This is a genomic window from Hymenobacter glacieicola, from assembly GCF_014640315.1.
Lineage (GTDB): Bacteria > Bacteroidota > Bacteroidia > Cytophagales > Hymenobacteraceae > Hymenobacter > Hymenobacter glacieicola.
Genome location: NZ_BMGS01000001.1, coordinates 394,939 through 415,011, shown reverse-complemented (window position 1 = coordinate 415,011; position 20,073 = coordinate 394,939). Strand labels below are relative to the sequence as shown.

Here is a 20,073-nt window from a genome sequence, read left to right as displayed (position 1 = left end):
AAAGCCAGGAGGCGAACAGTGAATTTTTCTACCGTTCGCCTCCTGGCTTTTGGGCCTCGTTTTCAACTAGGAGCTAGCGCCGGAAGCTCACGTTACCGTAGCGCACCTTAATGTTGACGTTGCCGGCCTTGCGGGTTTGCACGGCCCCGAAGCTCCCTTGCATATCCGTGGTAGACGGGCTGCTTTCCTCGGAATTAACCCGCACCAGCCGCTTGTCTACCAGCAGCTTGCCGTGGTCGGTATTCACATCGAAGTTGAAGCCTGCCCCATCCGGAAAATTAAGCAGAATGGTGCTGTAGCCCCCATCCACGTTAATCTGCCGAAAATTCTTGCCGGTGCTACGCACTTCAAAGCTGGGGCAGTATTGCAGCTTCATGTCCAGCTGGTTGCTAAGCTTGTCGATGCTGAACTTGGAGAAGCCGGAGCTGCCCCGCAGGTTACGCACCGTGCCCAGCACCACGTCGCCGTACTTGCTGTGCACCGTCAGGTCCTGCACCGAGCCAATGTCGATATCGGAGTAGTTATTGCGCAGCTCTACGGTGCCACCTTCCGTCAGGCGCAGCTTGGAGTAGGAGGCGTCTACGGTAGCGCGGCGGGCGTAGGGCACCGTGCACTGAGCATTGCAGACGCGCACAGAGTTGCGGGGCCCTTCCAGGCGGGCCGTGCGCAAGCTACCGTACTCAATGGCTAGCTCCGTGGCGCCGGTTAGGTCACTGGTTAGGCTGATTTCGCCGAACGTATTATGCAGGGCCAAGGGAGTATCCTTGGGCACCCACACCGTGTAGTTTACCTCATACAGCTTGGTGCGGCTCCAGCACTCCCGCGGCATGGCCCCGAAGCGGGAACGAGCCGTAATACCGCCGGTGGCGGGGTCCTGATCCTGAAGCTGCACCTGAATCATATCCTGCAGCTGCTGGGCTTTTTCCTCGGTTTCGGCGCGAGTAATGATGTCCACATCAGTCCGGATTTCGGGCCGGTTCCACACGTTCACCTGCACCCGGCCATAGCGGGTATCGAGGGTGTAAAGCTTGGTGGCGCTGGCCGGAAACGTCCGGCTGATTTTACGCACTTTCTCAACCGCTGGAGTAGGCTGCGCCTCATCCTGGGGCCCTTGCCCACTACCTTCCCGCGCATCCAGAGGACTGCCCTGTTCGGGAGTGCTGAGCGGAGCTGTTACGGGCTGTTCGTAATGTACCGTGGTATTGTCGGGGGCCGTCGATAGCTGAGCCCAGGCCGGTTTGCTGGTCGTGCCCAGCAGCCCGGTGAGGGCCACCACACACCCTACGTGGCCAGCGGAAAGCAGAGAACGGCGCATAACCTAAGGAGTCCGGCGGCTTTCCGTCGCCATAAAGGGTTGAGAGTGATAATCACGGATTTGCTCCCGGGTGCGCAGCTGCTGATTCAACAAATCCAGCCGAATCTGCAGGTTGCGGTCCATGGCATCCAGCACCACTTCCGGCTCCGGATTGCGGTACAGCTCGGCGCGTAGCTGTTGATACGTGGAATCGAGGCCCTTGAGCTCCTGCTGCCAATCGGCGTGCGGGGCCGCGGCCGGCGCTTCCTGGTCCAGGGCCCGCAGCTCCTGCTGGCGCTCCGTGATTTGCGTGGCGTAGTACGTTTCCATGCGGTGCACGGCGCCGGCCAGCCGCTGCTCGGGCCCGGCCGTGGCTGGCGTAGCCAATATTGGGGAAGAGGAAGTGGCTAGGGGCTGACTTTCGGTAGTCGCCGACGCCGTAGCGGAGCCGGCTACCGCAGCCTGGCCGTTGCGTGTCCAGTAGGTAGCCTCGGAGCTGTGCTGCCAAAACCAGCCGCCTACCATCAGCAGAGCCGCTACCGCGGCAGCAATTCCGTAGGGGCGGGCCGAGCGCACGGCCGTATCCGGCGCGGGCGACGCAGCAGTAGTTTCGGCCAGTTCGGGGCCGTACAGGGGTACAATTTTCAGGGGAGTTGCTTGCGCAGCAGCTTCTGGCAGGGTTAGTTCCAGCTCAATGTCGTCCCACAGATTCGGGCGCGGCTCGAACACATCGAAGTCGGCGCGGTGGCGCGCAACAAAGGCTTCCAGTCCGGTTTTCTTCTCGTTCATGTCAGGTGGTAATGGGCAGGCTGCTTTTTGGCGCGGCGAGCTGGTCTTGAATTGGGGTGGGCCAGCGCGACCAACACTAGTGGCAGCATCAGGTCGGGGATAAATCGGGATGCTGGTACTACAAGCCGTGCTGGCGAGCAAGCTCCAGGAGCTTTTTGCGGGCGCGGCTGTACTGCGACTTCGAAGTGGATTCGGTGATGTTAAGAATGCCCGCAATTTCGGCGTGGTCGTAGCCTTCCAGCAGATACAGAGAAAGCACTACCCGGTAGCCATCCGGCAGCTCCTGCACGCAGCGTCGCACGATGTCGGCGCGCCAGCCCAGGTCTTCCATGTCAGGACCGTGGTCGTCATGGTCAGGAGCGGCCCCGTCGTGCTGGTCGCCCAGGGGCACCAGTTGCAGGCGCCGGTTGCGCAGGCAGTTGATGCTTTTGTTGATGACGATGCGCTTCAGCCAGGAGCCAAACGACGAGTCGCCTTTGTAGCTGTGCAGCTCCCGGAAGGCGCTCAGAAACGACTCCTGCAGCACGTCCTCCGCCTCGGCATAGTCGCCGGTGATGCGCAGGGAGGCGTTGAACATAGCTTTGGAGTAGCGCTTGTAAATTTCGGCCTGCGCACGCCGGTCGCCCAGGCGGCACCGCTCGACTAGCGGGGCGTTGATGTCGGTATACGAAAATGCCTCCATAGGGTGCGGCTGGGTTGGCGGGAGTTCGGAAACGGAAGAATCGTAAATATCCAACTTTCCGGGCAAAAACGACAGGTGCTCTTCGGGTAAGCAAGTGAAAGACAGGCCGCCCGCAACGGGGTTGCACCGCCCACTAGTATCTCAACACCCAAGCCGTACTTTCGTGCCCGATTGCGTGTTATTTACTCTTTTCACCCTGTGCATTGGTCATATGCGAGCCTTCATCTAATGCTCTTACTCTCATTTTCAGCAGCGGGTACGAAAAGCAGCTTCGCCTCTTTCTGGTTATAGAGGACCCATAGCTGGAGGCCGCTACGACATCGAAATAGCGAGTTAAGGAGTACACCTGTTCAGTGTGCGGCGCAGTTTTCGTTACTATTTATTACATGACCCTACTTCCCCGAGTTTATTACCCATTTCAACTGCCCGCTATTCGCTGGGGTGGCTTGCTGGCGGTTGCTCTGCTGCTGCTCGCGCGGCCTGCGGCCCGAGGGCAACGCTACCCATCGGGCGTAAATCTGCGCAACTACCACGTGGTATTTGAAGATGACTTCCGGTACCCTACCGTTGACTCCATGCTGAGTAAGCACACGGGTAAGTGGAGCCCTGAACAAATCTGGGGCAATGCCCACTGGGACAGCAAAGCCGAGTGCCAAAACTATGGCCCCGAGAGCTACGCCTACCGCCCCGAGGACATCCGGCTGGTGCCTAACCCCACCAACACCCGCGACGGCATGGTGGCCCTGGACTTTACTTACCACCCGACCCCCCTGCGAAAAATCACCTCGGCCCAGGGCACGGTCACGGAAGGCGAATTCTACAAAACCAGTGGCCTGCTGCGGGCCCTGTATACCGACGACACTAGTTGTGGGGAGCCGGGCTTCCGTTACGGCATTTTCGAAATTCGGGCCAAGCTACCGGCCACCGATGGCTTGCAGGCCGCTTTCTGGCTGTGGGGTGGCTACGGAGTTCCTAACTGCGAAGGCAGCATCAACCCCAATTGGCAGACGGGCGACACCTGGGAGCTGGACATGTTCGAGTCGTTTATGGGGCCGCCAACTCCGGAGGGGCAGCCGGGCAAGCGCACGTTTTTCAGCTCCCTACAACGCAACCCCTACTCCGGCCACGAAAGCAAGGTCACGCACTTAAGTTGGCTCAAGAATAATCCGGCCACGTCCTTTCACGTGTACACACTGGTATGGGCACCCACGGAAATGGTGTGGTTGATTGACGGGCAGGTAATTCAGCGCATTCAGGGCGAAAAAGCTATCCTCCCCCGCGAAATGAACCTGATGATCAGTAGCCACTACCAGTGGGACTGCAAAAAAAACCAACACTGCCCCACAGCCCCCGACGGCGTCACGGCCACCGACCAGCACTGCCCTTCTCCCAACGACTCCTTTCTGATTGACTACATTCGGGTGTATCGCCCAAACCAGGCGGCGCTGGGCCCGCAAGGCCAGTGGCCCGCCTTCCTGCGGAAACAGCCTAAACAGTCAGCTTTTTCATTTCCGTAGCTTCAAGCGAAGTAGGCTACATACAGTACGCAACAGGCCCGCTCGGTGTACCAAGCGGGCCTGTTGTTTTTGCGCGGAGACGGCGCTATCTACACGTCGAACTTGATGCCCTGGGCCAGGGGTAGCTGCGTGCTGTAGTTGATGGTGTTGGTTTGCCGGCGCATGTAGATGCGCCAGGCATCGGAGCCAGACTCGCGGCCGCCGCCGGTTTCCTTTTCGCCCCCGAAAGCGCCCCCGATTTCGGCCCCGCTGGTACCAATGTTGACGTTGGCAATGCCGCAGTCGGAGCCGGCGTGGCTAAGGTACGTTTCGGTTTCGCGCATGTTCAGGGAGAAGATGCTGGAGGACAGCCCCTGGCGCACCCCGTTCTGGATGGCAATAGCCTCTTCTACCCCGCCGCTGTACTTAATCAGGTACAGAATCGGGGCGAAGGTCTCTTCCTGGACCGTGTGGTACTCGTTGCGGGCTTCTACCAGCGCGGGCTTCACGTAGGTACCGGTTTCATAGCCAGCTCCTTCCAGCACCTCGCCACCCAGCAGCAGCGTGCCGCCTTCCTGCTGCACGGCGGTTAGCGCGTTACGGAATGAGTCCACGGCCGCCTTGTCAATCAGCGGGCCTACCAGGTTGCCCTCCTGCAAGGGGTGGCCGATGGGCAGGTTGGGGTAAATCTTGAGCAGGCGCGCTTTTACGTCTTCGAAAATGCCTTCGTGGATGATGAGGCGGCGGGTGGTGGTGCAGCGCTGCCCGGCCGTGCCCACGGCGCCAAATACCACGGCCCGCATGGCCATGTCCAGGTCGGCGTGCTCGGTGAGGATGATGGCGTTGTTGCCGCCCAACTCCAGCAGCGCGCGGCCCAGTCGGCCACCCACCACTTCGCCTACCTTCTTGCCCATGCGGGTACTGCCCGTGGCCGATACCAGGGGCACGCGGGTATCGGCGGCCATGGCGGCCCCAATTTCCGCATCCCCAATGATGAGGTTAAACACGCCCTCGGGCAGCTCATTTTCCCGGAGTACATCGTTGAGAATATGCTGCACGGCTACGGCTACCAGCGGGGTTTTCTCGGAGGGCTTCCAGATGCTCACGTCACCGCACACGGCGGCCAGCATGGCGTTCCAACTCCACACGGCCACCGGAAAGTTGAAGGCCGAAATAATGCCGACTACCCCCAGCGGATGATACTGCTCATACATGCGGTGGGCAGGCCGCTCTGAGTGCATGGTAAAGCCATGCAGCTGGCGCGAAAGGCCCACGGCAAAGTCACAGATGTCAATCATTTCCTGCACTTCACCCAGGCCCTCCTGCAGGATTTTGCCCATTTCGTAGCTGACCAGCTTGCCCAGGGCTTCCTTGTTTTCGCGCAGCTTGTTACCAATTTGCCGCACAATTTCTCCGCGCTTGGGAGCGGGCACCAGGCGCCAGGTGGTAAAGGCTTCCTGGGCCTGCTCTACCACTGTGTTGTAGTCTTGCGCAGTAGCAAAGGCCACAGTTCCAATTGGGTGGCCGTCGGTGGGCGAGTGAATGGTGCGGGTGTGCTCGTTGCCGGCGCCGCCCCACTGCAGGCCCGTGCTCCAGGCCGCATTGCGGGCTTCCACGCCCAGTTCGCGCAGGACGTGCTGAATACCGTGCGGGTCGTGCTCCTGCACATCGGTGCCGGTAGCCAGGGCTTCTTCGAGGGCTTGTTTCATGGAGGATAGTAAGAAATGGGTTGGGTGGGATGTTGCGGTAAAAGAAACTGACGCTTGGCGTGGGCTCAATAGGCAGCTATTGGCCTACCCGCAGCAGCATGGTTTACAAAACAAGGTATAAAACTAACACGCGCGGTGCTCAACTGCTGGCGCCGGCCGGGCGCGCTGGTACCCAAGGTCCCGGCGCGGCTGGCTACCGCTATAACCGGGCAGTATGTATTTTTGAGCCACGCTACTTTGCCCGCCCTTCATGTCTGCCCCGTATTCCGAGTATTTACAGCTTGCGCATCGCCCCGACTTACAACTTCTTACGTTGCGCTGGCTGCGCGACGCTACTCTGCCGGAAGTTCAGGTAGGCTGCCAGGCCGCGCTGGAGTTGGCCCGGCAGCAGGGCACAACGCACTGGCTGGTGGATGTGCGCCGGCGCGTGGCCGTGCAGGCCGAAAACTCCGCCTGGATGATTGATACGTTTTTGCCCGCAGCTGCTACGGCCCTGGAGCCTTCCCTTCTGCTGGTGGCCTACTTAATTTCCCCAACTCGCCTGGAGGCTATTAACTTGGAGCCAGCGGCTAAAAATGCGGCTATCATTCGCTCTCAGGACCCTGCGCAACCCTATCGGCTACGGGTTTTTCTAAACGAAGCCGATGCTATTCAGTGGCTACAACCTTGTTAATCAGCCGTATTCATGCTGCCGTTCGGCCATAGGTAGCCCATCTTCCGCGTATGTCTACCACCGTCTGTACCATTACCCCGCGCCCCGACTTGGGCATTTTGGTGGCTCGCTGGGCCGCCGATGCCTCGCCCGCACAACTGCAAGCCGACTACTACGCCGTTCTGGCTGCGGCAACCCAGCATCAGCTTGGGCGGTGGTTGCTGGATGTGCGCCGCCGCGACCAGCTCGACCCCGAAATCGGGCAGTGGACTACCCACACGTTCTACCCGCAAGCCGCTGACCAACTGGCCCCACAGCCCTTGCGCATTGCCGTGCTTTGCTCACCGGCCCGGCTCAGCGTGTACGAAACCGACCCTACCCAGCAGCAGTTTCTGGCCTTTGGCTTGGCCGCTGAGCGCACTTACCAGCTGCGGCTGTTCATCGACGAGGGCCAGGCTATAGCTTGGGCAAGAGCGTAAGCATAACTGCCCTGGCAGAGTAGCCAGCACGGCTGTTTCAGGAGCTTGTCAAAAAGAAAAAGCCCCTCCGCTGCACAGCGGAGGGGCTTTTTCTGAATGGTTACGGCAACTTATTGCGCCTGACCAATGGGGTAGTAGGCTTTGCGGCCGTCGGGATATACGCCTTCTACCAGAGCGCCATCCGTTTCCTTGGCGGCTTCGAGGTAGCGTTGTACGTCTTGGGGCTTCGATACTTTGTTTTTATCAATGCGGGTGATGATGAAGCCATCGGCAATGCCGGTTTCCCGGAAGTTGGAGCCTTTCACCCCGTTGATTTTGGCGCCGCCATCAATGCCCAGCTTGCTTTGCTCCTGGCGGGTTACGGGAGCCAGAGTGGCTCCTTCGTACTTCAGCGCCGTGGCTACCTCTTCCCGCACAATGTCGGTGGTGCCGGTGGAGTTGCGCAGCGTGGCGGTAGCTACGCGGGCATCAGTACCGCGCAAGTAGCTAACCTTGATTTTGTCGCCGGGCCGGAAGCGGGCTACCTGCTCCTGCAGCTGCGAGGAGGTGTTCACCTTCACCCCGTTGATTTCCGTGATAATGTCGCCTTCCTGCAAGCCAGCGGCGGCGGCCGAGCTGTTCTTGCCCAGGCCCATTACGTACACGCCGTTCAAGGAAGCCAGCTTCTTCTCGGAAGCCAACTGGGCATCCACTTCCCGGATTTGGACGCCGAGCAGGGCCCGCTGCACCGTTTTGTACTTCAGCAAGTCGTCTACCACCTTGCTCACAATGGAGCTGGGTACGGCAAACGAGTAGCCTTCAAACGAGCCCGTGTGCGAGGCAATGGCGGAGTTAATGCCGATCAGGTCGCCATTGAGGTTGACCAAGGCGCCACCCGAGTTACCAGGGTTAACTACGGCATCCGTTTGCAGGAACGACTCAATGCCCATGTTATCCTCGCGGCGCAGGATGTTGATGTTCCGGCCCTTGGCCGAGATAATGCCGGCCGTAACGGTGGAGTTCAGGTTGAAGGGGTTGCCCACGGCCAACACCCACTCCCCTACCTTCACGTTATCGGAGTTACCGTAGCGCACGAAGGGGAGGTTATCGGCCTTTACTTTTAGCAGGGCCAGATCGGTATTGGGGTCAGCGCCTACCAGCTCAGCCTGGAACTTGCGCTTGTCGTCCATTACCACCTCAATCTTATCGGCCTTCTCAATTACGTGGTTGTTCGTGACGATGTAGCCGTTGGCGGCAATTATAACGCCCGAGCCCGAGCCTTGCTGTGGCCCTTGCTGGCGGCCACGACCTTGATATTGTTCCAGATCATCGCCGAAGAACTGCCGCAGGAACGGGTCCATGCGCGACATATCACCCTGGCTGGAAGCCTTGGGGGCATACTCCGTCATGACGTGCACGACGGCCGGCGTCACGGAAGCCGCCGCGGCGGTAAAGTTTAGGCCCTCGGGTACCGTGTACGTGCTGTTGCGCAACTCGCTGGTATAGCGAACGTTCGGGTCGGCGGCTACGGCCTGGGGCGCAAGGCCACGCTCCGGCTCCAGCAGCTTGTACCCACCCACAGCCACGCCCCCACCCAAAATGGCGGAACCGAGCAGACCGAGCATCATTTGTTTTGCTTGCATGGGTAAGAAAGAGGTGAGATGAAAGATGTCGAGTTGAAAATACAACAGATTTGTGAGCGAACCATACACTCGCCCTGCTATATGAAGGCTGAAATCTGTGGCTGCTACGTAACGCTAGATGCCCGGCAGATGGTGTCCGGTTGCACGGCTGTTAAAGGAGAAAAACGGCCCGTTGGTAGATTATTTTCTGCCGTAGCAGGCAGCTACCGGCGGGCGGTTAGGGTAACAACACCCGAGACAAGAAAAAAGGCACCGTTGTGCGGTGCCTTTTTTCTTGTTGCCGCGGTTAGCGAACTTCAATCTGGTGCTTGGTCACCTTTTTGCTGTCGAAGGGGATGGTCAGGCGCAACACTCCGTCCTGCAGCTGGGCCTCAATGGCGGTTACGTCGACTGTATCAGGCAGGCGGAAGGTGCGGGTAAAGGTACCGTAGCCCGACTCAACGCGGCGGAATTTGGGGCCGGTTTCGGTGGCTTCGGGGGCTTTCCGCTCACCCGTTACGGTCAGCTTGCCATCCTGAAAGTCGATTTTCACGTTTTCCTTTGCTACGCCGGGCAGCATCAGGTGCAATTCAAAGCCCTGCTCCGACTCTACGATATCGGCCTGAGGAATAAAGCTCTGGGAAGGGGCCGCTTGCGTAGGCAGCGTATCGCGCAGCATTTCATTAAGTACCGAGCTGATAGCACGGGTAGGACGCAAAGCGGGCAGATTGTTATACAGAAGCGTTGCCATGGGTAAGTACAAGTTAGTAGGTAGTAGGACTATGTTACCGTGTCCCGTCAGACACACCCTACTTCTATAAAATCTGTACCAAACGTCCGAAGCAAGTTTAATAAGACAAATTGTCATCTATTGTCATAAGAGCAAATGACAATCTTTTTCTTCGACTTGCATAAATCTACACCATTTCACCCAAAACAAGTTTATCAGATGATATCATGAATGACTTTTTGGCATTATCAATAATTACTTGCTCATAAGGACGCAGCCGCTTACTCCTATTTTAGGGTTAGACCTTGACTTCTTATGGCCTATCGGTTAACGCTGCACCTGCTACGGTTCGTGCTTCGTGCGCGGGATAAGTCAATATTCAGGCGGCCACTCAAAAGCACTACTCATGCTGAGCGCAGTTCAGCATGAGTAGTGCTTTTGAGTGGCCGCCTGAATATTGACTTACTACTTGTCTGCTCAGGTAGGGACTGACCGGTCCGGTGCTACTTTTCGGCTAGTTCGCGCAGGGCGAGCCAAGCCATCAGGCCAGGACCGGTTTCCAGCGCCTGCGGGTCAATATCAAAGGTGGGCGTGTGTACCGAAGAGGTGTAGCGGCTGCTACCATCGGCGGCGGCCGTGCCGAGGCGGTAGAAACAGGCGCTAGTGACTTGGCTGAAGTACGCGAAATCCTCGGCGGCCATCCACTGGTCCAGCTCCACCACATTCTCGCGGCCCAGATACTCTACGGCGGCCTGCTCAGTACGGGCCGTCAGGGCCGGCTCGTTTTCCAGGTAAGGGTAGCCCCGACGGATTTCCAACTCGCAGCTGGCGCCCATGCTTTCGGCCAGCCCTTCGCAGAGGCGGCGCAGATGCTCGTGGGCCTCGTTGCGCCACTCCTCATTCAGCGTCCGGAAAGTGCCTTCCAGGTACACTTCGTTAGGAATAACGTTGGTAGCGCCCTGGGCAATTACCTTCCCAAACGACAGCACCGAGGGCAGCTTGGGGTTGGCGCGGCGACTTACAATCTGCTGGGCCGCCACAATAAGGTGGGCCGCTACCAGCACCGGGTCAATGTTTTGTTCCGGCATGGCGCCGTGGCCGCCTTTGCCGCGCACGGTCAGGTACAGCTCGTCGGTGCTGGCCATGTAGCGGCCGGCGCGCAAGCCAATTTTGCCGGCCGGCAGGCGCGGAAATACGTGCTGCCCCAGCACGCTGGCGGGCCGCGGGTTTTCCAGCACGCCCTCCTGAATCATGAGGGAGGCGCCGCCGGGTAGCACTTCCTCACCGGGCTGAAACAAGAGTTTCACCGTGCCCTCGAACTCCTCGCGGAGCTGCACCAGAATGCGGGCTACCCCCAGCAGGGACGAGGTATGTACATCGTGGCCGCAGGCGTGCATCACGCCCGGGTTCTTTGATTTGTAGGCTACCTCATTCTGTTCCGTGATGGGTAGGGCGTCCATATCGGCGCGCAGGGCCACGGTGCGGGAGCCCGGGTTGCGCCCCTCCAGCAAGGCCACTACCCCCGTGTTGGCAACGGGCTGGGTGGGCAGGCCCAACTTCTGCAGCTGCTCCGTCACGAAAGCTACCGTCTGGTGCTCCTGAAACGACAGCTCCGGGTGGGCGTGCAGGTGCTCCCGCAGGCCAACGGTTTCGGCCGCCATTTCGGCCGCCAGGGTTTTGATGCGCGGAATCAGGTGCTGCATATGCCAGGGAAGTGAAACAGGTCTATTCAAATAAAACGCTCAGGTGCGGGCGCACCGTCAGGAGCATGGAACGACCCACGGTGTTGGGGTTGAACGCGGCTTCATCCTGCTCCACAGAAAAAGAAATGCGGCTCACCAGCACGCAGTCGGGAAACTCTAGGTACCGGCCGCGCTGGTCATTGTTGTAGCGGATTCGTCCGCGCACGGCCACTGTAAAGTCCAGCAGCACGGCTTGAGTACTCACTTGCAGCAGCGTCACGTCCACTACCCCGGCCTGGGGCCAGAGCGTGACCAGCAGGCGCAATCCGTCGTGCTCAACCCGGGAGTGAATGCCGCCTCCGCTGCCTTCCGTGGGCACTACCTCAAGCCCTTGCAGCAGGTCCAGTTCGTCCCAGTGCAGCTCCCGAACCAGGGCCACGGCTAAAAAGTGGTTTTGTTGATAATCACCTGGGCCGATTCCAGCTCGGCCTTGGGAGCCAGCGGCCGGATGCGCAGCAGGGCCTGTTCGGCTTCCAGGCGGGTGAGGTAGTCGCCAATCCAGAGGCGGAAAATGGGCTGCTTATAGCCCAGGTAATCGGTTTCCTCGGGGTAGCGGCTGATGACGGCCCGGCGCACGGCCATGGCCTGTTCTTTCTGCAAACCCACGTAGGCCAGAATACGGTAGCCCTGGGCGTACTTCACGTTCTGGTTGGTGAAGGCCTGGTCGCGCAGGCGCTGCTCAATTTGGGGGTTTACGTGGTTGGTAGGCGCTACCACGCGGGCGGGCCCGGTGGGCGCAGCAACCGGCGCTTTCGGGGCCGCGAAAACCGACCGGTAGCGGCTCAGGTCTTCTGCCGGACCAGTAGGGCCCTGAGCGGCGCTGGTAGGAACCCGGCGCGTGGTATCCGCCGCGCCGGCGCCGGCGGGTGCGCTAGGGCCGGAGGAAGCACAGGCTCCTAGGGAAAATAAAGCAGACAGCAGCAACACGTTACGTAGCGGATGTTTCATGGGAGTTTTCTTGCAGCAAAGTCAGGCTGTTAGACGAGCCAATCCGGTCGGCGCCGGCGGCCAGCAGGGCCAGGGCAGCCGTGCGGGTGCGGATGCCGCCCGAGGCCTTGATGCGGATGCTGCCGGGCAGGGAGCGGCGCATCAGCATAATATCAGCAACGGAGGCGCCGCGGCTGGCAAAGCCGGTGGAGGTTTTTACGAAGTCGGCGCCCGCTTCCTGGCAGAGCTGGCAGGCCGTTACAATTTCATCCTCGGTGAGCAGGGCCGTTTCAATAATCACCTTCAGAATGGCCCCGCGCAGGTGGCACAGCTCCGCCAGCTGCCCGATTTCCTCTTCCACCTCTGCCAACCGACCAGCCTTGAGCGCGCCTACATTGATGACCATATCCAGCTCGGTAGCGCCTTCCGCCAAGGCTTGGTGCGCCTCAAAGAATTTAACTTTCGAGGAGGAATACCCCAGCGGAAACCCGATTACCGTGCATACGGGCACGCCTGTATCCAGCAACTGCCCTACGGCAAAGCGCACGTAGCAAGGCGGCACGCACACGCTGGCAAAGTGGTGCGCGGCGGCCTCCTGGCAGAGTTGCGCAATCTGGTCGGGGGTAGCATCCTGACGGAGCAGCGTGTGGTCGATGGTAGCGGCAATCTTCTGCGACATAGGAAGGCAAAGGTAACAGACGGAAACGGTAGCCCGGACGGCCCCGCATGCTACAACAAACGGGCCGCGCTTCCAACTGGAAACGCGGCCCGCAGGTAATTTACCGACTGAGAGTTAGTCGATCAGCACGGCGCGGTCATTTAGCAGGTCGTCCTCAACGGACTTAAACTTCACGTCGCGCACAATGCGGCCGTCCATGTACTGCACGCTTACCTTCTCGTTGCGGTTGGCAACTTTCTGGGACTTGGCCGGCTGCTGCTTTTCCAGCACTTGGGCGCCGTCCTGCTCCAGGTCCTCAGGCCCTGCCCCGAGCGATACCGACGATACTTCCTTCTCGGCCTTCAGCTTGGGCTGGGGCGGCGCTACGGGCAGCTCGTCTTCGGTGAAGTACTCGGGCTCGTCGTAGCCATCCTGGCCGGGCTGCATAGGCACATCGGCGCGGAACAGGAACTGAATGGTGTCCTCGTTTACCTTGCCAATCATGCGCTTGAACAGCTCAAACGACTCGAACTTGTAAACCAGCAACGGGTCCTTCTGCTCGTACACGGCGTTCTGGACTACCTGCTTCAGGTCATCCATGGCGCGCAGGTGCTTGGTCCAGGCCTCGTCAATAACCGACAGCACCACTACCTTCTCCATACCCCGAATGATTTCGTGGCCGCCGGTGGCCTGGGCGCGGCGCAGGTTAGCTATGGCCTGGATCTGCTTGCGGCCATCGGTGAAGGGAATGGCAATGTTTTCGTAGGGCGAATTCTGGCTCAGCAAGTCGTTGATTAGGGGCAGGGAGTTGCCGGCAATGAACTCGTTTTTGCTGTGGTAGTAGCCCAGCGCCTCGTCGTAGAGCTTTTGGGTGAGTTGCCCGGCCTGCATGCCGCCCAAGTCCTGGGCCGTCAGGTGGGTATCGTAGCCAAACACGCGGATGATGGCCAGCTTGAAGTCCTCGTAGTCGTTGTTGCCTTTGTGACCAACCACAATGTCCTCGCAGACATCGTAGATCATGTTCCAGATGTCCAGCTCCAGCCGCTCGCCATGCAAGGCGTTGCGGCGGCGCTTGTACACTACCTCGCGCTGGGCGTTCATTACGTCGTCGTACTCGAGCAGGCGCTTGCGGATACCGAAGTTGTTTTCCTCTACCTTCTTCTGGGCGCGCTCAATCGAGGAGGTAATCATGGAGTGCTGAATCACTTCGCCTTCTTCCAGGCCCATGCGGTCCATGAGCTTGGCAATCCGGTCGGAGCCGAACAAGCGCATCAGGTTATCTTCCAAGCTTACGAAGAACTGCGACGAGCCCGGGTCGCCCTGGCGGCCGGCGCGGCCCCGCAGCTGGCGGTCCACGCGGCGCGACTCGTGCCGCTCCGTGCCGATGATAGCCAAGCCACCGGCCTCTTTCGAGGTTTCCTTCAGTTTAATGTCGGTACCACGGCCGGCCATGTTGGTGGCAATGGTAACAGTGCCGGGGTAGCCCGCGCCAGCCACAATTTCCGCTTCGCGCTGGTTTTGCTTGGCGTTGAGCACCTGGTGCGGAATGCCCTTAAACTTCAGCATGCGGCTTACCAACTCCGAAATTTCCACGGAGGTAGTACCCACCAGCACCGGGCGGCCGGCCTGTACCAGGGTCTGGATTTCGTCGGCTACGGCGTTGTACTTCTCGCGTACCGTTTTGTAGACTTTGTCGTGCTCGTCTTTGCGGGCAATGCCGCGGTTGGTGGGAATTACCACCACGTCGAGCTTGTAGATTTCCCAGAACTCGCCGGCTTCGGTTTCGGCCGTACCCGTCATGCCGCCCAGCTTGTGGTACATGCGGAAGTAGTTCTGCAGGGTTACCGTGGCGTAGGTCTGGGTAGCGTCTTCCACGCGCACGTTTTCCTTGGCCTCGATGGCCTGGTGCAGACCATCGGAGTAGCGGCGGCCTTCCATGACGCGGCCGGTCTGCTCGTCCACAATCTTTACCTTGCCGTCGTCGGTGAGGATGTACTGGTCATCCTTCTCAAACAGGGTGTAGGCTTTGAGCAACTGGTTGATGGTGTGGATGCGCTCCGACTTCTCCTGGAAGTCGTCCATCAGCTTTTCCTTGTTGTGCAGCTTTTCCTCCCCGCTCAGGTTCGGGTCCTTCTCGATGTTGGCCAACTCGGTGCCAATATCGGGCATAATGAAGAAGTTGTGGTCTTCGCCCTGGCCGGTAATCAGGTCGATGCCTTTTTCAGTCAGCTCAATCTGGTTGTTTTTCTCGTCGATGGTGAAGAACAGCGGCTCATCAGCCTTGGGCATCTGGCGCTGGTTGTCCTGCAGGTAGAAGTTTTCCGTCTTCTGGAGTACGGCGCGCATGCCGGTTTCCGACAGAAACTTAATCAGAGGCTTGCTTTTGGGCAGGCCGCGGTAGGCCCGGAACAAGGCCAGACCGCCTTCCCCTTCCTTGGGGCCGTCTTTGCCTTCTTTGATGAGCTTGCGGGCCTCCACCAGGTAGTTCTGCACCTGCTTTTTCTGGGCATCCACCAGCATCTGAATGCGGGGCTTCAGGATGTAGAACTCATGCACATCACCGCGGGGCACGGGGCCGGAGATGATGAGCGGGGTCCGGGCGTCATCAATCAGCACGGAGTCCACCTCATCGACCATGGCGTAGTGGTGGCGGCGCTGCACCAGTTCCTGCGGGTCGCGGGCCATGTTGTCGCGCAGGTAGTCGAAGCCGAACTCGTTGTTGGTGCCGTAGGTAATGTCGGCCAGGTAGGCCTGCCGGCGCGCATCGGTGTTGGGCTGGTGCTTGTCAATGCAGTCCACGGTAATGCCGTGAAACTCAAACAACGGCGCATTCCATTCCGAGTCGCGCTTGGCCAGGTAGTCGTTTACCGTTACCAGGTGCACCCCGCGGCGGGCCAGCGCGTTCAGGAACGCGGGCAGCGTCGAAACCAGGGTTTTGCCCTCGCCCGTCGCCATTTCGGAAATCTTGCCCTGGTGCAGGACCACGCCGCCGATAATCTGCACGTCGTAGTGAATCATGTCCCAGGTAACGTCGGCCCCGGCGGCCTTCCACTTGTTGCTCCAGATGGCCTTGTCGCCCTGAATGGTTACGTTGGGCTTGCGCTGGGCGTACTGCCGGTCATAGTCGGTGGCGGTTACCACCAGCTGGCCGTTTTGGGTGTAGCGGCGGGCCGTTTCTTTGGCAATGGCAAACGCCACGGGCAGTACTTCCATCAGTACTACCTCCAGCTCCTTGTTGCGCTGCTTTTCCAGCGTATCAATCTGGTCGAACAGTTCTTCTTTCTGCACGGCGTCCAGCGAGGCATCGTCGTTGATGCGCTGGTGCAGGGCAGCAATTTGGTCGTCGATGGCTTTCAGGTAAGCGTCGATCCGGGCCCGAACCTCGTCGGTACGGGCGCGCAGCTCATCGTCGCTGAGTTGTGCCAGTTTGGCATATTCGGCGTTTACGAGCGCCACGTACGGAACAATCTCCTTCAAATCCCGGTCCGACTTAGAACCGAAAATCTTGGCGACGGTTTTCCCTAGAAAATCAAACATGCTGGTTTACCTTAATTGAAACGCCGGGGCGCATCCCAAATTTACAGGATTTCTAGCCAAAATCGCCCCATATCGTAATGAACAGACAATCTGACGGATTTCGGGGGCGGCGGGCTGTACCGCAACCGTGCCCAGGGCGGGCTGCTACCCCTGCTCAGCGCCCGCTTACCGCCAGGTCATCGGAGCCAATAGCTGCCCGATGAGAACTACGCTTCAGCCAGCGTTTTTCCAACCCGTGCCAGCATAAAAACGCCACCCCCAGCACGCTACCCAGCAACCCACAAAAGCCTAACCACGGAGCCGTCTGGAACGCTCCGAAATGGATAAACAACTGAATAAGTGGAAAGTGCACCAAATAGATGCCGTATGATACGTCGCCCCACTTGCCGGCGGGTAGCTGCACGGGTAGGCGGGTAGCGCAAAAGAGCACGGCAGCGGCATAAAACACGGGCTCGACTACCTCCCGCAGGGCGTGGTGGCGGACCAGCAAAAAGCCCAGGCCCGTCGCCAAGGCGACCCAACCCAGCCAGGGGCCCAGCCGGCGCTCCTCCGCGGTAAACAAGGCTCCCAGGGCGAAAAAGTGCAGCATACCCGGAAACTGCCGCCCCAGCTCGGTAGCTACCTTGGGGCTCAGGGCCGGTACGCGGGGTAGCAACCACCCCCAGGCCAGGGCTCCCAGCAAGGCCAGCGCAGCCGTACGGTACGGCCCCAATCGGCGAAACAGCCACATCAGCACCGGCACGCAGCAGTACAAACACAGCTCCACCTTAATCGTCCAGAGCGAGCCGTTCAGCACCGAAACCGGGTGGCGCTCAAACACGCCGGGCAATGTAGGCTGCAAGAAGTTCAGGAAGGTAGCATTGGCCGCCAGGTAGCGGTAGGCGGCTGGGTGGCGCACAAAATCAGCGGCGGGCAGCGTGGTAGCTAGCAGCCCAATCAGCCAGGCCAGCCCGATAACGCCCAGATAAGCCGGATAAATGCGCCGGATGCGTTTTTGGGCGTATTCCCGCACGGAGGAGCTACTCAAAAAACTGCGCGTAACCAGGCAGCCACTGATAACGAAGAAGCCTTTCACGGCGAAATCAGCTGACAACACGGCCAGGAAAGGCTGAAAAATCGGCAACTCCGACAGCACGGCCAGATGGCACAGTACCACCGTCAGGGCCAGGGTTAGCCGCACGGCGTCGAAGTTGTTTTGCATGAACAGTAGTAGGGGCGAAAGATGGGTCGCAAATTACACCAGGCCGAAAACTTCCGGCTTTTACGCACTGAACTGGCCCCCAAAACGAGGAAACCCCGCGCCCTTATCAGGCGGCGGGGTTTTCACGAAAGGAAGAGGTACGTGTTTAGGACAGGGCGGAATACTTGTTCAAACAAGTGCAGTCAGCACCAGAAAGCCGTTAGGAAGCAACAGCCATGGGCTCTTCCAGGGAGGCATTGATAGCGGTTAGCATCTCCGGAATGCACTTGTGCAGGCGCTGCTCGGCGGAAGGCAACAAATTCCCCTGCCGGCTACCCAGCACACTGTACGCCGGGCGGGCGGCGGCCAAACCCAACGCCTGCATGGAACGGGGCATCACGAATGAGGTATCCAGGCTCGCCATGCTGGCAGTGAGCCGGGCCAGATCGGCCCAAGTATAAGCGCCCTGGTTGGCTAGGTGCCAGACTCCGCGCTCCTCGTCGATGAGCAGGTCCAGGGCCACGTTTACCAAGTCCGGAACATAGGTAGGCGAGATGAGCACGTCGTTAGCGGCCTCAAAGGTTTGCTTGGTATAGGCAGCTCGTAGCGCAGCATATACGAAGTTGTACTCATCCCAGGCGCTAAAGAAAGCACTGGTGCGTACTACCAGCGCGTGCGGCATGTGGCGGAGCACATCACGCTCCGCGAGGCGCTTACTGTTGCCATACACGTTGAGCGGGCAAGGCGTGTCGCTTTCCACGTAGGCCGCCGACTTATTGCCATCGAATACCATATCCGAGGAAAACGTCAGGAAAGGCAGGTCGCGGTAGGCGCAGGCGGCGGCTAGCACAGCTGGGCCCTGGGTGTTTTCGCGGTAGCAGCGCTTGAAGTCTCTTTCTGCTTCATCTACCCGCACGTAGCCGGCAGTATTCACTACGGCCCAGGGGTTGTGCTGAATCAAGGCTTTTTCGACGGAAAGCGGGTCTGAGATATCCAGTTCGTCGCGGCCCAGGGCCACAACGTCGATACCCCGAATTGCACAGATGCGCTGGAACGCACGGCCCAGTGTACCATTGCCCCCCGTAATCAGCAGGGGCTGCACCGGGGGTAGGGCGGCCCCCACGGCTTGGTCGTTAAGGTCAATAATTTGCATGATTTAGGCGGTCTTGGAGGTGGGACAATGGTGATGGTAGAGGAAACGGTCGTCTCGCTCCCACCATCCTTTGTTACGGAGCAGGGGGTGACTATAATGCCCTTCAGTGGCAAGGCCCTTGACCATTTTGAATAGTGCGGTAGGCCGGGGAGTACCCCCTCGCATATCAAACACGCCGCTTTCGTAGAAAACCCCTTCCTGGGTGAGAAGCGTGTTCCAATCGTAGGCGCCCAGCAACGACCAAATAGTAATGGCCCGCAGGTCTACTCCTTCTTCCTTAAGCGTATTGGCAGCATCCCAGATGTACTTTACCCAGCGCATTTGTTCTTCCCGGGTACACTCCAGGTGCACTTCCGTAACGGCAATGGGCAACTGGTACCGCTCCCAGGCTTCCAGCAGCAAATCGTGAATGCCGGCCATCTTCACCAACCGCACGCGCACGGCTTCTACGTCGGCATAGTCTACGCGGGCCTCGCTCTGGCATAGGTGCTGATGGGGAAAGTATTGGTGGTTTTCGTCCAGAAACCGCTCACTGGTGATATAGTGGTTGATACCCAGCACATCCGGGGGTAGCGGGTGCTGCACCATTTCCAAGAGTTCGGCCTGGGAAGCACCGTTCTTGCGCAGGTATTGCCACAACGGATGCTGTTGATCAATGCGGCCGCAGAGTAAATCAAAGGTGAGCCAGCGGCGGTTGTTCTCGTATTCCGCTTGCTCGACCAGTTTGGGCGTGCAGTGGGTTTTGCCTAGGTCTTCCGTTTGCACTAGCTGAGCATCAGGCGTTACCTTCCGAATAGCCCGCATGGCCTCCTTCACCCCTTTGATGTGGTTGAGCTGGATGCGCACGAACGTTTTGTCATCGAGACCATGTGGGTACCAGATACCGTAGAGGCCGCTGAAGCGCGCCGTGGTCAGGGGCTCGTTGACGGGAGTATAATGTTTGATCCAGGGGTAGCGTTCCGCCACCATACCGGCAAAGCGCGCTAGCCCTGACACAAAGTTTTTCTTGTGCAAGGCGGTGTAACGGGGCCCACTGCCGTGGTGCAGGAGGGTTACAATGGGGTCAATGCCCAACTCCCGCAGGCGGTTCATTCGCTCATCGGTCCAGGTCCAGTCCGGGTGGTCCAGGCTTTCCGGGGCCACTTGCTCCCACAGAATGGGGTAGCGCAGCTTGCGAATGCCCAGCTCAGCGAAGCGATCCAAGTCGTCGAGTCGGGCGCGGTGTCCACTGCTTACCAGCTGGTCGGAATAGCCGTTACCAACCCGTCGAATGGTGCACTCAATCCCACCCCACATTTCTACTTTTTCCATATTCTTCAGGATTTAAGGAAGCCCAGTCAGTTCTACCAGTGTCGAGTTACAAGTAGCTGAAAACAGTTCTGTCACGCTGAGGCGGCAGCGAGCAGCGCTACAGTAAGCAGCCAAAGGCTTGTTTACTGCATAC

17 protein-coding genes are annotated in these 20,073 nt (G+C 59.3%); 3 read left to right on the top strand and 14 right to left on the bottom strand.

Translation table 11 applies throughout. The annotated features are described in order from the left end of the window. Positions 1–73: 73 nt before the first annotated feature. From IEW18_RS01795 to IEW18_RS01785, 3 genes are all read right to left on the bottom strand, one after another. Positions 74–1,315, bottom strand: a complete 1,242-nt coding sequence (locus IEW18_RS01795; RefSeq protein WP_188556092.1) for a hypothetical protein — start codon at positions 1,313–1,315, stop codon at positions 74–76. 3 nt (positions 1,316–1,318) lie between these two features. Continuing rightward, positions 1,319–2,083, bottom strand: coding sequence for a hypothetical protein (locus IEW18_RS01790; protein WP_188556091.1), 765 nt, complete (start codon positions 2,081–2,083; stop codon positions 1,319–1,321). Between the two features lie 118 nt (positions 2,084–2,201). Next, positions 2,202–2,765: an RNA polymerase sigma factor gene (locus tag IEW18_RS01785; RefSeq protein WP_188556090.1), complete on the bottom strand. Its 564-nt coding sequence runs from the start codon at positions 2,763–2,765 to the stop codon at positions 2,202–2,204. A 386-nt stretch (positions 2,766–3,151) separates the two neighbouring features. Between IEW18_RS01785 and IEW18_RS01780 the strand changes: the two genes are divergently transcribed. Next, positions 3,152–4,282, top strand: coding sequence for a glycoside hydrolase family 16 protein (locus IEW18_RS01780; protein ID WP_188556089.1), 1,131 nt, complete (start codon positions 3,152–3,154; stop codon positions 4,280–4,282). Between the two features lie 89 nt (positions 4,283–4,371). Here IEW18_RS01780 and amaB read toward each other — a convergent pair whose 3' ends face one another. Next, positions 4,372–5,970, bottom strand: coding sequence for an L-piperidine-6-carboxylate dehydrogenase (gene amaB, locus IEW18_RS01775; protein WP_188556088.1), 1,599 nt, complete (start codon positions 5,968–5,970; stop codon positions 4,372–4,374). A 250-nt stretch (positions 5,971–6,220) separates the two neighbouring features. Here amaB and IEW18_RS01770 point away from each other — a divergent pair, with 250 nt between their 5' ends. Together IEW18_RS01770 and IEW18_RS01765 are read left to right on the top strand one after the other, a co-directional pair. Beyond that, on the top strand, positions 6,221–6,643 hold the full coding sequence (locus IEW18_RS01770; RefSeq protein WP_188556087.1) for a hypothetical protein: 423 nt from the start codon (positions 6,221–6,223) through the stop codon (positions 6,641–6,643). Between the two features lie 50 nt (positions 6,644–6,693). Further along, on the top strand, positions 6,694–7,101 hold the full coding sequence (locus IEW18_RS01765; RefSeq protein ID WP_188556086.1) for a hypothetical protein: 408 nt from the start codon (positions 6,694–6,696) through the stop codon (positions 7,099–7,101). A 110-nt stretch (positions 7,102–7,211) separates the two neighbouring features. Here IEW18_RS01765 and IEW18_RS01760 read toward each other — a convergent pair whose 3' ends face one another. The 10 genes from IEW18_RS01760 to IEW18_RS21580 all read right to left on the bottom strand — a co-directional run bounded on the left by IEW18_RS01760 (position 7,212) and on the right by IEW18_RS21580 (position 19,940). Further along, on the bottom strand, positions 7,212–8,723 hold the full coding sequence (locus IEW18_RS01760; protein WP_229728552.1) for a Do family serine endopeptidase: 1,512 nt from the start codon (positions 8,721–8,723) through the stop codon (positions 7,212–7,214). Positions 8,724–9,009: 286 nt separating this feature from the next. Then, a complete protein-coding gene (locus IEW18_RS01755; protein ID WP_188556085.1) occupies positions 9,010–9,453 on the bottom strand; it encodes an Hsp20/alpha crystallin family protein in 444 nt (147 codons plus the stop codon). Positions 9,454–9,935: 482 nt separating this feature from the next. Next, positions 9,936–11,135 carry a M20 metallopeptidase family protein gene (locus IEW18_RS01750; RefSeq protein WP_188556084.1) on the bottom strand — a complete coding sequence of 400 codons (1,200 nt, stop codon included), beginning with the start codon at positions 11,133–11,135 and terminating at the stop codon, positions 9,936–9,938. 22 nt (positions 11,136–11,157) lie between these two features. Continuing rightward, positions 11,158–11,553: a hypothetical protein gene (locus tag IEW18_RS01745; protein ID WP_188556083.1), complete on the bottom strand. Its 396-nt coding sequence runs from the start codon at positions 11,551–11,553 to the stop codon at positions 11,158–11,160. Between the two features lie 2 nt (positions 11,554–11,555). Beyond that, a complete protein-coding gene (locus IEW18_RS01740) occupies positions 11,556–12,122 on the bottom strand; it encodes a sporulation protein (protein WP_188556082.1) in 567 nt (188 codons plus the stop codon). Continuing rightward, positions 12,103–12,780, bottom strand: coding sequence for a deoxyribose-phosphate aldolase (gene deoC / locus IEW18_RS01735; protein ID WP_188556081.1), 678 nt, complete (start codon positions 12,778–12,780; stop codon positions 12,103–12,105). Before deoC ends, IEW18_RS01740 begins: the two co-directional genes overlap by 20 nt. Before the next feature lie 114 nt (positions 12,781–12,894). Beyond that, entirely contained in the window at positions 12,895–16,296 is a 3,402-nt protein-coding gene (secA, locus tag IEW18_RS01730; protein ID WP_188556080.1) for a preprotein translocase subunit SecA, read from the bottom strand. Between the two features lie 154 nt (positions 16,297–16,450). Beyond that, positions 16,451–17,497, bottom strand: coding sequence for an acyltransferase family protein (locus IEW18_RS01725; RefSeq protein ID WP_188556079.1), 1,047 nt, complete (start codon positions 17,495–17,497; stop codon positions 16,451–16,453). 199 nt (positions 17,498–17,696) lie between these two features. After that, a complete protein-coding gene (locus IEW18_RS21585) occupies positions 17,697–18,629 on the bottom strand; it encodes an SDR family oxidoreductase (RefSeq protein WP_229728550.1) in 933 nt (310 codons plus the stop codon). 3 nt (positions 18,630–18,632) lie between these two features. Then, positions 18,633–19,940: a family 1 glycosylhydrolase gene (locus IEW18_RS21580; RefSeq protein ID WP_229728549.1), complete on the bottom strand. Its 1,308-nt coding sequence runs from the start codon at positions 19,938–19,940 to the stop codon at positions 18,633–18,635. Positions 19,941–20,073: the final 133 nt, after the last annotated feature.